This window comes from Aciduliprofundum sp. MAR08-339 (assembly GCF_000327505.1).
GTDB lineage: Archaea > Thermoplasmatota > Thermoplasmata > Thermoplasmatales > Aciduliprofundaceae > Aciduliprofundum.
The window spans coordinates 242,803-257,720 of record NC_019942.1 but is presented as its reverse complement, the minus strand read 5'-3'; the positions used below and the strand labels follow the sequence as shown (position 1 = coordinate 257,720).

Annotated in this window: 13 protein-coding genes and 2 tRNA genes; 5 read left to right on the top strand and 10 right to left on the bottom strand. The window is 45.7% G+C overall.

Going from position 1 to position 14,918, the window contains the following annotated elements:
* Window positions 1-5 precede the first annotated feature (5 nt).
* Window positions 6-872, bottom strand: coding sequence for an ATP-binding protein (locus ACIM339_RS01420; RefSeq protein WP_015282818.1), 867 nt, complete (start codon window positions 870-872; stop codon window positions 6-8).
* 5 nt (window positions 873-877) lie between these two features.
* Window positions 878-962 (bottom strand) — tRNA-Leu (locus ACIM339_RS01415).
* A 49-nt stretch (window positions 963-1,011) separates the two neighbouring features.
* On the opposite strand from ACIM339_RS01415, the gene ACIM339_RS01410 reads away from it, so the two are divergent.
* Complete coding sequence (locus tag ACIM339_RS01410; RefSeq protein ID WP_015282817.1) at window positions 1,012-1,275, top strand: hypothetical protein; 264 nt, start codon at window positions 1,012-1,014, stop codon at window positions 1,273-1,275.
* On the opposite strand, the gene ACIM339_RS01405 is transcribed toward ACIM339_RS01410, so the two are convergent.
* The 7 genes from ACIM339_RS01405 to mptA form a co-directional block, all read right to left on the bottom strand.
* Window positions 1,265-1,999 carry a geranylgeranylglyceryl/heptaprenylglyceryl phosphate synthase gene (locus ACIM339_RS01405; RefSeq protein ID WP_015282816.1) on the bottom strand — a complete coding sequence of 245 codons (735 nt, stop codon included), beginning with the start codon at window positions 1,997-1,999 and terminating at the stop codon, window positions 1,265-1,267. The two genes, ACIM339_RS01410 and ACIM339_RS01405, sit on opposite strands and share 11 nt — an antisense overlap.
* 8 nt (window positions 2,000-2,007) lie before the next feature.
* Window positions 2,008-2,823 (bottom strand): UbiA family prenyltransferase, encoded by an 816-nt coding sequence (locus ACIM339_RS01400; RefSeq protein WP_015282815.1) that lies wholly within the window; start codon window positions 2,821-2,823, stop codon window positions 2,008-2,010.
* Between the two features lie 35 nt (window positions 2,824-2,858).
* The gene (locus ACIM339_RS01395; RefSeq protein ID WP_015282814.1) at window positions 2,859-3,920 is read right to left on the bottom strand and encodes a radical SAM protein; all 1,062 of its coding nucleotides are present in this window, start codon (window positions 3,918-3,920) and stop codon (window positions 2,859-2,861) included.
* A 44-nt stretch (window positions 3,921-3,964) separates the two neighbouring features.
* Window positions 3,965-4,084: transfer RNA gene (locus tag ACIM339_RS01390), tRNA-Pro, on the bottom strand.
* A 58-nt stretch (window positions 4,085-4,142) separates the two neighbouring features.
* Complete coding sequence (locus ACIM339_RS01385) at window positions 4,143-8,150, bottom strand: Ig-like domain-containing protein (protein WP_015282813.1); 4,008 nt, start codon at window positions 8,148-8,150, stop codon at window positions 4,143-4,145.
* A gap of 61 nt (window positions 8,151-8,211) precedes the next feature.
* Complete coding sequence (locus ACIM339_RS01380) at window positions 8,212-8,880, bottom strand: MTAP family purine nucleoside phosphorylase (protein ID WP_015282812.1); 669 nt, start codon at window positions 8,878-8,880, stop codon at window positions 8,212-8,214.
* On the bottom strand, window positions 8,877-9,749 hold the full coding sequence (gene mptA, locus ACIM339_RS01375; RefSeq protein ID WP_015282811.1) for a GTP cyclohydrolase MptA: 873 nt from the start codon (window positions 9,747-9,749) through the stop codon (window positions 8,877-8,879). Before mptA ends, ACIM339_RS01380 begins: the two co-directional genes overlap by 4 nt.
* Window positions 9,750-9,808: 59 nt before the next feature.
* Here mptA and ACIM339_RS01370 point away from each other — a divergent pair, with 59 nt between their 5' ends.
* The 4 genes from ACIM339_RS01370 (at window position 9,809) to rtcA (ending at window position 14,136) form a co-directional block, all read left to right on the top strand.
* A complete protein-coding gene (locus ACIM339_RS01370; RefSeq protein WP_048103949.1) occupies window positions 9,809-10,918 on the top strand; it encodes a pitrilysin family protein in 1,110 nt (369 codons plus the stop codon).
* 61 nt (window positions 10,919-10,979) lie between these two features.
* Window positions 10,980-12,260 carry a phosphomethylpyrimidine synthase ThiC gene (gene thiC / locus ACIM339_RS01365; RefSeq protein WP_201764063.1) on the top strand — a complete coding sequence of 427 codons (1,281 nt, stop codon included), beginning with the start codon at window positions 10,980-10,982 and terminating at the stop codon, window positions 12,258-12,260.
* Between the two features lie 24 nt (window positions 12,261-12,284).
* Window positions 12,285-13,157, top strand: a complete 873-nt coding sequence (locus ACIM339_RS01360) for a rhomboid family intramembrane serine protease (protein ID WP_015282808.1) — start codon at window positions 12,285-12,287, stop codon at window positions 13,155-13,157.
* A gap of 4 nt (window positions 13,158-13,161) precedes the next feature.
* Complete coding sequence (gene rtcA / locus ACIM339_RS01355) at window positions 13,162-14,136, top strand: RNA 3'-terminal phosphate cyclase (RefSeq protein ID WP_048103668.1); 975 nt, start codon at window positions 13,162-13,164, stop codon at window positions 14,134-14,136.
* On the opposite strand, the gene ACIM339_RS01350 is transcribed toward rtcA, so the two are convergent.
* Complete coding sequence (locus tag ACIM339_RS01350; protein ID WP_015282806.1) at window positions 14,127-14,858, bottom strand: proteasome assembly chaperone family protein; 732 nt, start codon at window positions 14,856-14,858, stop codon at window positions 14,127-14,129. The two genes, rtcA and ACIM339_RS01350, sit on opposite strands and share 10 nt — an antisense overlap.
* Window positions 14,859-14,918: the final 60 nt, after the last annotated feature.

Genomic DNA, 14,918 nt, shown 5'->3' with positions numbered 1-14,918 from the left:
TGCATTTAAATCTTATAATCCTTGCCATATCTTGCACGCAACTTGCAGAAGGCACACACCTCTCCGCTGCTGGGCTCGCCACAAACACTGCACTCCTGCAGTTCTCTTTCCTCCTTGGGGAAAAATTCTGCCATACGCCACACACTGAGGATCATCTGATACCTGAAATTCTTCTTCCTCGTTTCTATATCGTAGAAAATATCCTTCCAGCCTGAGAACTTTGCCAGCGGGCACTTCTCTGGAGAGTAAGGGACATCGTTCATTCTTGCATAAATTTCAATTTCCCTATCTCCCAAGAGGTAAAGGGGCCTGATTTTGGGCAGAAGTTTGGGATGCTCCGCTGGAAGATAGGGTACCATATTCCTATTCCACATATAATTTTTCGAGAGGGTGTTCTTGAAGAAGAAATCAAGAAAATCGTCCATATTATGGCCCGTGGCCACGACGCTTGCTCCATTCTCCCGGGGCACCCGATTCATGAGGTACCTCTTCACCGTGCCGCAGGCGGAGCAGGGCTTGCGACGAATATCTGAGATCCCAAACCCGTATTCCTCCTGCAAATTTGTAATTATTAGGTCCACGCCATACATTTTTGCAGCATCTCGCACGATTTTCTCCATTCTCTGCGAATACTCACCTATGCCAAGATTTATGAAGTATCCGAAAAAATCATAATCCTTCTTGGCAAAATAGTGCAGCAGAACCATACTATCCTTTCCGCCACTCAGTGCCAGTGCGATCTTTCCCCCTGTGTTGTATCTTTTCATAACCTTCTCTACTCTCCTCTCAAAAAGGCGGTTGAAATCCTCACGACACAGGGGCATGCCGAATGCATAAACTTCCGCATCTCCTCCACATATCTTGCAGCGCATAATAATGCGGGGGGTGGGATTTGAACCCACGAAGGCCTGCGCCACCGGATCTTAAGTCCGGCCCCTTTGGCCAAGCTCGAGAACCCCCGCCCAGCGAGAGAAGGGAAGAAATTATATAAATCCTTTTCCTACTTGGGCCGTGGTTGTGAAGGATAGGGTTGGGAGAAGAAGGTACATCCTGCTCAGAAATGATGCGAGGCTCAGAAGGTTCATAAACGATATAAGGAAAATAGATGAAAAGGCAAAAATTGTGTATTACGATGAGAATTTTGCGATTCTCAGGTGCAGGCACTGGTACAAGGACGAAATCCTACGCCTACTATGGAAGAATGGCTTCGTTACCTATGCCACCTCAGGCACCGTGAAGAAGACCAAAAAAATTATGGGAAGAATCAGAGTTTAATAGCCCTGACTATTCTGGATATGGCCCCCTTTATATCTTCAACCTCTTCAACCAGGGTGCCCGTGACTATTATGTCAGCACCAGCACTGACTATTTTTCTCGCATCCTCCTCTTTTCTTATTCCTCCCCCAACTATGAGGGGTATGTCTATGGTCTCCTTTACAGCCCTTATCATGGAAGGAGGAACTGGTTCCGGAGCACCACTCCCCGCCTCCAGGTAAACGAGTTTCATGCCGAAGTACTGGGCGGCGAGGGCGTATGCTGCAGCATCCTCTGGGCGATCTCTTTTTATCAGTTCTGCCTTTCCCACCTTTCCAACGGTCATTCCTGGCTCCACGATTATGTATCCCATGGGAATTGGTTCTATGCCAAGTTTCTTTATTATTGGTGCTCCAAGTACCTGTTGCCTTACCAGGAATTCTATGCTTGTGGAATTCAGAAGGCTCATAAAGTATATTGCGTCGGCGTACCTGGATATCATGTGCGCCCCCCCTGGGAAGAGGATCACAGGTAGAGGCACCTTTTCCTTTATTCTTATTACTGTTTTGTCCACGTCCTCGGGTTTTATGTGTGTTGATCCTCCTATCATTATTGCGTCTGTACCCCCTTCGTAGGCCTCGTGGGCAATTCTTGCCGCCTCATCCGGGCTCTGCTCTGCCGGGTCTATAAGGGTCATATGCATCTTTTCGCCTATTCTGTTCATTATGTAATCAAGCACATTCATCTTCTCACCTACGTCAAACCTCCAAGCATGTATGCAATCAGTCCAACTATCATTGCCAGTTTGGCATTTTTCTGCCCTTTATGAGGGTCCCTGAATTGTATGATTGCTGCATATATGAAAATTGCGTCTGATATAAGCACGGTGATGAGGTAATACAAACTCATGCCTAGACAGATGTATGGCAGAGGGCTGAGAAGTACTGCAAGGACGAAGAATACAAGAGCCATGAAAGAGGCTGTTCTTCTGCCAACCTTTTTTGGAAGCGTGTATCTGTTTATGTCTCCCTCCATATCCTCAACATCCTTCACTATCTCTCTTCCGAGATTGGAGGAAAATGCCATCAGTGCGAATATGGTGATTCTCACAACGTCCCTGAAAATAGCCCCTCCAAATACGAATATGAGTCCAACCAGAATGCTTATTGTCACGTTCCCGCTCAACCCCTGGTTCTTGAGTTTGGATTCGTAGAGATACATGGAAATCTCGGCCAGAATTGCTATCAACAGGGTCCAGAGATTGATAAGGGCAGAAAAAACCAGGGCGAGGGCAAACATAAAAGTTCCGAAATAAAGTGCATTCTTTGGTGATATTCTACCGGATGGTATTGGCCTCTCAGGATGGTTGATCAGGTCAACCTCCCTGTCATAGTAATCGTTCAAGGCATTCCCTCCGGCTACTGAAAAGAAAAGCACCAGCATGCCTAGCCCGATTTCTCGCCAGTAATTAATAAATCCGGTACCCTTCAGTATTATGGCCACCATTATTATTGCCACGGAGGCCATGACGCAGTTGATCGGGCGCATCAATCTTATGTAGGCATTCACGGGGGAAAATAGGGGTTATGGATTATAAGGCTTTCTCAATTCAGCTTTATTTTTTCTACCTGCAGGCGATCCCATGTGGGATACTCCTCCACCTCGTAGGCATCCCAGGGAATATCGGGAGCAATTTCCTCAAGGATGTATGGCGAGATTTCCAATCTATTTCTTTTCTGATTGATCTCCATTAGATTTTCCGGCACTTCAAAATTCTCCCGAAGGAAGCGGTAAATCTCTTCTAGATTTTCACCTTCAATTATGCCGAGAATAAGTGTGGCATCCTCTGTTAATTCTTCATAATCTCTCTTTATGTTTCTTGCTCTACGCATCAGGCGGCGGCGCATCTGCACACCATCCTTGAATGAAGAGGAGCAGTAATGCACCACGATGTCCCAGTCCATCCTCACGATTTCATAGGCGAGTTCCTCACTCCCCTTTACGGCTGAGGATACATCGTTTTTTGGTACATAGCCCCGGGCATTGAGTTCGAGATAATTAGTCTCTGAAAACTCAAGTTCGTTGAGATTCACGAAGATTCCTTTATCGTTGGCAAATTTAACAAGGGATATCAAAGCTTCGCGCATGTCAGGAAGCACGGGAACTTCAATGCCCACATCTATACCTGTGTTTATAGCCCAATCAATACGCTTTTCATAAATTGAACCTTGCAACCTGTCCCATAATTGCGGTGGGGGATGAAAGCGAATCTCATCCAGACCTGCGAATGCCAGTTTCTCTATCTTTTCTTTGCTCCCCGAGGCCGTGTAGAGATGTATGTGATGCTCCTTGCCGAAATTCTCCTTGAGGAGATGAATGCAATGCACCACGCGATCCACCACTTCCATGGGATCCCCGCCGGTGATTCCTGTGCCTTTTGCATCAATAAGGCGTGCTTCTAAAAGAACATCCTCGTCGCTGTGCACTGGCATCTCGTCAGCGAATATAACATCTCTGTTCATTTTTCCCGTGCTCAATGGGCAGTAGAAGCAGCCAGCATGGCATATGCCTGTCACGAAAAGAACCATCTTTGCTCCTTCTTCGCAGAGTTTGCATCCCTGTACCACTGGCTTGTTCGTTGCAGATCCGTTGGGGAGGATTATCATAGTTGTGGGTAGAATGTGTATTTTATAAAAAAATGTTGGTTCAGTGGGGCCGCCGAGATTTGAACTCGAGTCTCCGGCTCTTCCGGAGGAGGGGTTTTGAAAGGGGAACCTTGGTGCCCCTTCACACCCGAAGCCGGAAGGATGCCAAGCTACCCCACGGCCCCAGCAAGAAGGGAAATTACAAAAAAGGTAATAAAGTTTTAGAAAAAAAGTGGAGAGAGTTTATTCCTCCGTTACCTCTTCTTCGTTCTCTTCTGTTTTTTCTTCAATTTCTTCTCTATCCTCTTTTGTCGCTGGCTCTCTCTTTGATTTTGCCTTGCTCTTCGTTACTGCGATTGCTATGATCACTATTATTATGATTATGATCAGTATGGATATTCCAATGATAACTCCTGTTGGTCCACCGAAGTTTAATCCCGAGGAAGCTGGCTTGACGTTGAACGTTACTGAAGTGGTCTGACTGTTGCCTGCCTTATCCACGGCCTTCACGTAAACAGTGTGGGACCCCTCTTTAAGGGAGGTGAAATTGTAACTCGTGTTGAGTCCAACCTTTGTCCATGTGCCATTGTCAATCTTCACTTCATAATAGGCGATTCCTATGTTGTCGCTTCCACTCCACGAAACTACCACGTACTTTGCAGTTATGTTGGAGTTGGCTGATGGGGTTGTTATCTGAACGGTTGGAGGTTGGGTATCCACCGTGACCTTTACCTCGGTAACCTTGTAGTTGCCCGCCTTGTCCACGGCTTTGATGTATATTGTGTGCTGTCCATCCTGCAGATTAAGTGTGTATGAGGTTACGTTGCCAACCTTCTTCCACTGGCCGTTATCCACTTTTATCTCGTAATATGCGATTCCGATATTGTCAGAACCCTTCCACTGTACGTTCACGGTGCTTTCGTTTGTAATTGCATTGCTCTCAGGGCTTATTATTGTAACATTTGGTGCGATCGTATCTATATTGAAACTGAATGATGTTTCGTTGTAATTTCCAGCCATATCGTAAACTCTAAGCAACACGGTGTGGGAACCATCCGTCAGGTTTGTAAGGGTGTAGGACATAACATTTCCCACATTTATCCAGTTGCCATTGTCAACGAGGATCTCCGTGTAGTTAACCGCCACATTATCGCTGGCTATCCACCTTAGTGTAAGGGATTTTTGATTTATCCAGGCACCATTTGAAATGCTCATGTTCCACATCACTGTGGGCTTGATTGTGTCTATTGTGAAACTTACCACCGCGGTATTCTTATTTCCTGCAGCATCTATTCCTATAACAGTTACCTTGTGAGAGCCGTCCCTGAGTCCATTGGCTGTGAACTGGGTTGCACTTCCCACGGACTGGGGCAGGTTGTTATCAACGGCCACCATGAATCCTACCTGATTCTGATCCTTGTAGGTCCATTTCACTATAACGTTGCTCGTATTCACGTATGAATTCTGTGCGGGAGATACTATGGTGATCGTTGGAGGAGTGGTATCAACATCAAAGGTCACCTCTGCTGTTGCATTGTTATCTGAGAAATCATAGGCCACAACATAGGCCGTGTGCTTCCCATCCTGTAGATTCTGGAACGTGTAATGGGTTGTAGTATTTGAGACCTTGACCCACTGGCTGCTGTCAATTCTAACCTCATAATACGCTATTCCTATGTTATCTGTGCCGTTCCAGTATACGGTTACCGATGATGTTCCAAAGATCTTACCATTGGGAGGATTACTGATTGTGACCTTTGGAGGTACGTTATCCCAGGCTTTCATAAGCGGATAGTAATCCTTGGCACTTCCTCCGGGAATTGTGTAAGGAGTATCTCCGAATCCATTATGATCTGCATCTGTTCCGTTATAATCGCTCCAGAAGTTACCACCAATGGGTGGCGCAAGGGACCAGGTATTGTTCTGGTTATCGTAGGCCTGGTGCATATTTGATACAAAGTTGTTGTGATACACAGTTATGTTGTGAGAGTAAACCAGTTTGACTCCGTAGTAGTTTCCTGTGAATGTGTTGTTGTTTATGGTGCTGTAGCTTGTCTTGTAGGCCTGAACACCATACTCGTTGTAGTTGAAATAATTTGCAAATATGGTCACATCCTTGGAGTACCTTATGGAAACACCCCATCTGGCATTTTTTATGAGGCTGTGCAGGAGACTTACGTGGGAGGAATCCTCTATGAATATTTCGTCTGTTCCATTCAGGGTTATGTTTGTGAGGGTTATGTTTGTTGACTGATAGATTCCAATGTATCCAACATCCAGGTTCTTTAAGGTGATATCCTTACCTGTAATGTAGTACATAGGTTTGCCCATAACCGTGTTATTTGGATAAATGGTCTGTTTGTAGTACTGTGGATTTGAGGAGTAGGATATGTACATCGGATGGGTGTTGTTCATAAACTGGTTTGATGCAAGGGTATTTTCGTAGGATTCGGTGAACTTTATGCCATAGTAATTATCGTACAGTTTATTCTCCATAATATACCCGTTTGTTGTGTTGTACAGATATATGCCAGCACTGGATGCGTTGTGTATGTAGCTATGGGCTATGACGAAGTAGGCCGTTGTATTTCCGATATATATGGCATATTTTGAGCCATTCGCGTTTATATCCCACCATGCTATCACGTAGGGATTACTCTGTGTTCCATTTCCACCAATAACCCCATTTGCTGGAGTGAAATCTGCATTTGAGTTTATTTTTATCGCATGGAAGGATTGAATTGGTCTGAGATACGCCCTCACTATTGCAGCTTGGCTACTGCTCTGGGTTGCAGGTACATCCGGGGAGTTGGGAGAAACTTCGTAGGGCTCACCCGGGATATACACGTTCTTGTAATATTCTATGTGGAACGATGTTATGACCATCTCCTTGCTCCACCTGTGTGCGTAGAGGAAGAACTCGTTGGTGGAATTCATACTCACATTTCCCATGAAATCGGTAAGATCCACAGCCAGAAATGTGGGGAACGGCAGGTCTCCTCCGTTGTAGGAGGTTATGTTTCCAAACACGGAATTCTCTATCTGTATGGGATGGGAAGGTGATCCAATTCCAAGATCTATGGGAGTTATCCTCGTACCTCTGTGGTTTGGATCAAGGGTCCATACGGCCAGCAATTTTGGCTCATAGTGATGCCTTGGAACCATGAAGTACAAGTCTGGCCAGCCCTGACCCATCATAAGTATTTTGTACAGTGCCTTGTAGGTTATCCAGTAATACCCACTTGCGCCCCAACCGGTGCCCCAGGAGTTCACAACCTTGAATGCCCCTTTATCTCCATTGTCTGTTATTGAATCGTTATAACCCACTATTGTCTGGGCATGGTTTGGAGTGCCGTTGGCATCGTATTCACTGTAGGAAATTATGAAATTCCCTCCGTTGTTGAAAATGTTGGTGTATTCATCAGCATCAATTGCAAAATTCACAGGATAACCCTCTGAGATAAGGGTCTTTATTGTATTTGTGAGATTTTCAACCTGCTGGGGAGTGGGTGGTGTCTGTGTTCCTGCGGAGGTGTTTGTGACATTTTCAACATCTATCATATAACCATCGGCGATTCTGTACTGGGGGGCTTCCCTCCATGCCGCTTCGTCTCCCCAGGAGGTATAATCGTGGTCGTTGTAGGGCATGGTGTACATGGATGCACCACCAAGTTTCCAAAGAACGAGCATATTTGTTACAAAGCCCGAACCCTGATCGGTTCCACCATTGACCTTGTTGTAGGTCCATGCCGGGCTCATTAGATGATGCTTGTTGTAACCCGTATGGGCATCGGTCCAGTTATGCACGTATGCCTGAAGCCAGCCTTCATTGTAGTATGTGACAGCCCATGCTGCACAGGAACCCTGCTGACCCTGATTACCCACAGCGGGAAATCTTGGATCTTTGGATAGATCAACATGGGTTGGCAAACTTCTTGGAGCAGCCACCGCGGTGACTACCTGCATTTTTCCAATTGCAGAATCTATCGCTCTTGGTGTTGAGGGTTTGAACCCGGTAAAATGTCCATCAACCACCTGTATGCTTTCGAAGTTTTCTATCTGCTTTGCTCTCTCGATCATCCTCTTGGCATCCTGAGGATTGAGATAATGCCACTGCAACGCAAGTGGCTCATCTATGGGTTTGAAGAGTTTCTGATGTGTGGACTGGGCCTGCGTCACACTGGCCATCACTGAAACACTGCTTAGCAATAAAATCCCTATCATTATTAATACTACCAGCGCTTTTTTCATATGTAGCACCCACGGGTGTATGATAATTATTATTAATATTTTTTTCGTAACTGTGCAAAGGTTATTTTAAAATTCTTTCGAGAATGTTTTCTATTTTCGCTTCGTAGATGGCCATACTTTTTAAAGTTCCCTCATGGGAGGTTTCGCCTCCCACGTAATTAACAACAATGCAGAGAGGCTGGTAGCATATTTCCAATTCCTTGGCAAGTTTTGACTCCGGAGCCACGGTCATACCAACCACATCCGCACCCAAAATCTTGAGCATTCTTTCCTCGGCTCTAGTTTCAAACTGAGGGCCCTTCATTGTGGCGTATGTACCTCCTATCTTCACACCTTCTATTTTTGAAACTTCATTCCTCAACTCCGGGCAAAATGGCTCGTACATATTAATGTGCACGGGGCTATCATTGTGGTAGGTCCAAACCCTGCCTGTGAAATCCAGGAGGTCATCTGGTAGCATCAGGGTCCCGGGTGGAATATCATCTCTTAGGGATCCCACGGAACTTATTGCGAGAATTTTCTCCACATTCAATTTTTTGAATGCCATTATGTTTGCATGGTAGTTCACCCTGTGCGGTGGTTTTGGGGGATTTCCATGGCGGGACACAAACACGAAGTTTTCTCCGAGTATAACCTTCACATCCCCGTAGGGAGTGTTAACCTCCACCTTTTTTCCTTCCAGCCCACTAATTCCCCCGTATAGCCCGCTGCCCCCGATGATCCCAATCATTCTCTCAACTCCCCTAACGTGGTTATGCGTTCTGCGAAGGCATTGTGTTTGTGTATGCTCTCCTCACTTTCGCTTCTAACTATTATCATGGTCTCATCCGGCAGTTCTCTATATCTTTTGAGAATTCTGTGGAGAATTTCACGAACCACATCCTCCACGAACCGGGGGTTCTCATGGGCTTTTATCACAACCTCCCCCTCATCTCTTCTCTTTAGAATTTCGTAGGTGGGTGAGGACATTGAGCCTTCTATGATGTCTATGAGATCGTTTGCCTCAATCTCATACCCCTCCGGAACTTCCAGCATAACCGTGGCGATGTTCCTCTGATTATGAGTGGGAACGGGAATATTCTGTGGGATATTTTCTCCATATTTCTCCTTTAAAATTGCACGCACTGTTTCCATAGCGCATGGGCATGCGGTCATACCTACAACTTCCACCCCAATCATTTTTTTAATTCCTTCATCATCCATTGTTGCCCTTCCAATGAGTCTGTATCTCTCAATTGTCTTCCTTCCGAGGGGAGTGTGCCTTTCAAGGAAATACTCTGCCTGCAGATTCACCTCGGCGTATGTGGAGTACTCATGCTTCTCTTTTACCTTCTTCACCATCCTGCTGGCCAGGTTCTCTATGCCGGTGCATGGCTTTGCAATGCTCTCCTCCACGATTTCTGAAATAACCTCTATGTTTCTGGACATATCTGAGCCCTTTTTAGAAGGAGGTAAATCCACGAATATGTCAATTGTTGTGACCAGGGTTATTGTTTGATCATCTCTCCTAACGAATATGGGTTTTACAACGTTCTTTACTCCAACACGGGTGATCTTGTACCTCTTCTCCGGCTTCAGGCCCTGAACATCGGGATACATACTCGAAGATTGTGCTCGAGGATAAAAAGATTTTTATGAGCCCGTTCATCATAGGGTGTATGAAAATTTATCACATCAAAACCACCCGCACCGGAATCTTCAAGGCATTGCTCAGTGTAAATGTGGGCTGGAGCCATGAGCCGCCGGGTATGGAAGGCCTATCTCATTTCCTTGAGCATGCTATATTTCTAGGAAATGAAATGCATCCAGAACCGGATAATGAAAGTGGAAGGTTCGGGGTAATGCTGAATGGGGAGACCTTGCCGGACAGGACCATATTCTTTTTCAACTCCCTCTCTGAGAATGCGGAAGAAATTTTGGATCTCCTACTATCCATTGTCTTCAAGCCATCCTTTCCGGAGGATAAGGTGAGAGAGGAGAAGAAAAGCAAGATAATGCCTGCTATTGTTAAGGAAAGCGATTTCACACCCTGGGAGCTTGCATACCAGTGGGCAAAAAATCTGATTTTTCAATGGGATTTCAGAAAGAGTATGGGAACCGTGGAGAGTTTGGAGGGATTGGGAATTGAGGAGCTGAAAGAATGGCATGCCAAATATTATTCCTCCTCAAATGCGGTGCTTCTGATTTCCTCACCCCTTGATGTGGAGATTGATATACCTCGGGGAGGGGAAATTCCAGTGAGGAGGAGTATAAATTATCTGGATAGGGAGATTGTACTTGAAAGAGGAATAGAAAATGCCGAGATGGTTTTTGCCTTCCCATTTGAAGTGTATGATCTAAGGGCATTCTTGCTTTCGTTCATTCTTGGAAACTATCCAACATCCAAATTCTGGCATGCCTTTCACAGGGATGCGTATATGGTTGAATCTCGCTGTGAGTGGTATGGAAGTGGAGGATTTTTCCTCTACATTGGGGCCAACGATAGGGATTATGGGAGAATTGTAGAAAAATTCGCGAAATTTCTTGAAAATCTGCGCATATCGCCCGAGGATCTTGAAACTGCAAAAAAGATTGCAAAGCTTGAAATTCTGGAGAGGGCCGGGAGTGTGAATTCTTTAATGCACCTCTTAGGCGTGGATCCTCAATTGAATTTTGGAGGTTTTGAGGGAATTTGGGAGCGTTTGGAAGATTTGGAAATTAAGGATTTGAGGGATTACGCATCAACTTTGCTGGATATGGAGAATCTAAGGAGCGTAGTGGTTAGATGATTGCCCAAATTTGATGAGAAACACTTATCTATGTGGCCACTATGCACTATCGGTGACATCCATGCAGATGAGGGATGCGAAGAATGGAATAATAACCGATGAGATGAAATATGTGGCGAAGAAGGAAGGGGTTGATGCGGAAAAGATAAGGAGAAATGTTGCCAGGGGTTATGTTGTGATTTTAAAAAATTCAAATCACGATGTGGAGCCCGTTGGCGTTGGCTCAGGACTTCGCGTGAAGGTCAATGCCAATATTGGTACATCAATGGACATTGTGGATGTTGATGCCGAGATTCGCAAGGCTAAGATTGCGAAGAAGTACGGGGCGGATACCATCATGGACCTAAGCACGGGGGGCAATTTGAATGAGATTCGCAGAAAAATAATGGGTGCTGTGCCCATTGTAATAGGCACGGTGCCCATATATCAGGCGGCATGGGATATGCTTGAGAAGAAAAAAGCCATAGTGGAAATGACCGAAGACGATATGTTCCGTGCCGTTGAGACCCACCTCAAGGACGGTGTGGATTTCCTGACAATTCATGTTGGTGTGACAAGAGAGGCTGTTGAGAAGATGAAAAAGAATCCCCGTGTGGTTGGAACAGTTTCACGAGGAGGGACCTTCCACGCTGCATGGATCCTTCATCATGGAAGGGAGAACCCATTCTACGAGAACTACGATTATCTCCTTGAACTTCTGGCGGAATACGATGCCACAATAAGCTTGGGAGATGGACTGCGTCCCGGCGGATTGCCGGATGCCACAGATTTTCTGCAGATTCACGAACTCTACACCATCGGAAAACTGGTGAAGAAGGCAAGAGAATATGGAGTGCAGGCTATGGTTGAAGGTCCTGGGCACATTCCAATTGACCAGATTGAGGCGAATGTGAAGATGGCAAAAGTTGCCACGGATAACGCACCCTTCTATGTCCTTGGTCCACTCGTAACGGATATCGCATCCGGCTACGATCACATAACCGCAGCCATAGGAGGAGCTATTGCGGCCAGAGCAGGCGCAGATTTCCTTTGCTATGTGACCCCTGCGGAGCATCTCGCACTGCCCAACGAAGAGGAAGTCAAACTGGGTGTTATAGCAACGAGAATAGCAGCGCATGCTGTGAATTTAACAAGATTTGAGGATGAATATGATTGGGATTATCGCATGTCCGTGGCCCGCGGCAAACTTAGATGGGATGAGCAGCTGAATCTGAGCATAGATAAGGAGAATGCCATAAAGATTCGCAAGGAAAGGTATCCAAACAGTCCTCAGGTGTGCACCATGTGCGGTGAGCTGTGTGCCATAAAATTGCTCAGGCAGTACCTTGAGGAGAAAGAATAATAAGCAGGTATGAGATAAAGGCACGTGCTTCTGGAAATATTGACCCTTGCAGTAATAATCGTGTTCACGCTTCTTGCATTTCGCAAAAATGCAGTCATGTTTCTCTCCATATCCTTCGTGCTGGTTTACCTGATTGAACTCTATGCCTATTCCACAGGCAACATTCTCTCATATTTCATGGAATTCGCCTGCAAATCCGGAGTGTTTGATGTTGGAACGTTCACCGCCATATACGTTCATAGTTTGAATCCCGGTCACATATTTTTCAACATTCTCATCTTCTTTCTTGTGGGATATCCCTTTGAGCGCAGAATTGGAAGTTTCAGATTTACATCCATATTTCTCGTTTCTGGTGTGGTTGCCAACATTGGTTATTCCTCATTTCTTTACTTCTACCATATCAACTCCTTCCTCATAGGGGCCTCTGGAGCCATATTTGGCATAATGGGTGCTTTTCTGATTCTCTATCCCAATGATGAAATTACGATGTTTCTTGGCCCCATTCTTATGCCCAGAGTTAAGGTAAAATACGCTGTTTTAGCCTTTATGGCTGTGGAGTTTATAGCCACGCTTTTCTGGGTGAACGACAATGTTGCCCATGGTGCCCATGTTATAGGAGCCGTTACGGGCGCTGTTTTTGCCTATGCCATTAGAAATCGCATATCTTTGCGAACGGTGGGTTCCGGTACAAACTCAAGAAAGGTTGATTACGCTCTTTTTGATAAACTGGCAGATACTGATGATCTGAAAAGGGTATGCAGTAGGATAAGAGAGGAGCAGGACGAGATAGTACGCAACTCTTGGATTCTTGAGTTTTTCCGCAAAAAGTACGGGGATGCGCAAATGGATGGGAAGTATGTCAAGGCCGGTGGGAGAAGGTTTAAGGTTTTCAGGTGATTCTATGATAATTGATGGTTCCTATGGTGAGGGGGGTGGCCAGATTCTTCGTACAGCTGTGGCGTTGTCAGCGATCACAGGTGTGGAGGTTGAGATTTACAACATAAGGGCAAAGAGAAGGAATCCGGGATTGAGACCGCAGCATCTGTGGGGCATAAAATTGCTTGCCCGAATGAGCAGTGCCAGGGTTGAAGGGGCAAGGGTTGGATCTACAAGAATAAAATTTTCTCCCGGAGCATTGAGGGGAGGCACCTACGAGGTGGATGTGGGCACGGCTGGAAGCATCACACTCATTCTTCAAACAACACTCTTCCCCGCAATTTTTGCAGATTCGCCCATAATTCTCAGGTTAAGGGGAGGCACCGATGTGCCCTTCTCTCCACCCATTGATTACTATCGCTTTGTTCTTCAGCCCTTTATGAATGAGATGGGCGCAAGTGTGGAGATCAATGTAATGGAGCGTGGCTACTATCCCAGAGGTGGGGGAGTTGTTGAGGTTCTTGTTGAACCATCTAAGCTGAAGCCACTGCATATCCTTGAAAGAGGCGCTTTTGTGGAAAAAGAGGCCCATTTGAACATGAGGAATTTGCCAATGCATGTGGTTGAGAGAATGAGAGAAAAACTTAAGGGCTTCAAAATGGTGGAAGATATAGCGAGTGGACCAAGCACGGGATGCGGTCTGGTGCTTTTGGCAAGATACAAAAACACGATCATTGCGGGAGATCATCTTTGCAGAAGAGGCTTGCCGGCGGAGAGGGTTGCATACTCAGCCCTTGAAAAATTTCATAGGGAGATGCAATCAAAAGCCACCGTTGATGTGAATATGGGGGACCATCTCATTCCATTTGGATTTTTAGCCGGGGAAGCCGCGTATGTGGTCAGGGAAATAACGGGACACATACACACAAATGCCTGGGTGGTGCAGCAGTTTGGTGGAAGGGTGGAAATAAAGGAAAATACCATATGCATTCATGCGTAAATGTAGTCCTTGGGCACCTTTTTCACCCTCTCTGCCTGCTCCCTTATGTGTGAGAGGTTCTTCTCTATTTTTTCAGCCTCCTCGTAAAGGGGTTTGGGATCTATTTTGATCGTTCCCATTATCTCGTTTAGAACTTCCACGATTTTTGCGGCTGCCCTGGCATCCGGATAATTGGGGTGTGCCTCTGCAAGCAGGGCAATAACATCCGTCCCTCTCTTCTTTCCCTCTGTGAGGAGCACACCGCTCACGCCCGTTATTACTCCCTCCTCAAAATTCAAAACGTTATCAGGCAATTTCTTACGCGCATAGGATGTGCTTGTAACTGCGTAGACATCCACATTCTCCTTCCTCTCCTCCTGTATGAGCCCCTCGGGAGTTATCACGGTGGATATTTTCTGCTCATCTGCCCAGTCAAGCATCAGAGTGGCCAGGGGTTTGAGAATTGAAGTTGGTATTTGAAATTCGGATATGAAGACAGCTATTTTTAGGTCTTCCTTGACCTCGCCGCCGTAAATCCTAACAGGGCTCAGGGGAACTCCATCTCTAATAAGGGCCACAGATGGAAAGTATGTGCTATCCACGATTGCAATCTGCTCCAAATTTAGGGCATCAATCACGTAATTTGCAACGATTGAACTCACAAGCCCAACTGAGGGAAAGCCATCAATCACTATTCCATCCCGAAGATTGATTTTCTTAAGTTCGTAGATCTGCAGGTCCATGGATGTGTATATGAAGAATTGGATAAAATATTTTGCTGCCAAATCGCAACATTAACATAG

Excerpts from the sequence above, each read along its gene's own strand:
- ACIM339_RS01395 (WP_015282814.1), bottom strand. The coding sequence starts at position 3,920 with ATGATAATCCTCCCCAACGGATCTGCAACGAACAAGCCAGTGGTACAG.
- rtcA (WP_048103668.1), top strand. The coding sequence starts at position 13,162 with ATGATAATTGATGGTTCCTATGGTGAGGGGGGTGGCCAGATTCTTCGT.
- ACIM339_RS01405 (WP_015282816.1), bottom strand. The coding sequence starts at position 1,999 with ATGAATGTGCTTGATTACATAATGAACAGAATAGGCGAAAAGATGCAT.
- mptA (WP_015282811.1), bottom strand. The coding sequence starts at position 9,749 with ATGTATCCCGATGTTCAGGGCCTGAAGCCGGAGAAGAGGTACAAGATC.
- thiC (WP_201764063.1), top strand. The coding sequence starts at position 10,980 with ATGCAGATGAGGGATGCGAAGAATGGAATAATAACCGATGAGATGAAA.
- ACIM339_RS01350 (WP_015282806.1), bottom strand. The coding sequence starts at position 14,858 with ATGGACCTGCAGATCTACGAACTTAAGAAAATCAATCTTCGGGATGGA.
- ACIM339_RS01420 (WP_015282818.1), bottom strand. The coding sequence starts at position 872 with ATGCGCTGCAAGATATGTGGAGGAGATGCGGAAGTTTATGCATTCGGC.
- ACIM339_RS01370 (WP_048103949.1), top strand. The coding sequence starts at position 9,809 with ATGAAAATTTATCACATCAAAACCACCCGCACCGGAATCTTCAAGGCA.
- ACIM339_RS01385 (WP_015282813.1), bottom strand. The coding sequence starts at position 8,150 with ATGAAAAAAGCGCTGGTAGTATTAATAATGATAGGGATTTTATTGCTA.
- ACIM339_RS01380 (WP_015282812.1), bottom strand. The coding sequence starts at position 8,880 with ATGATTGGGATCATCGGGGGCAGCGGGCTATACGGGGGAATTAGTGGG.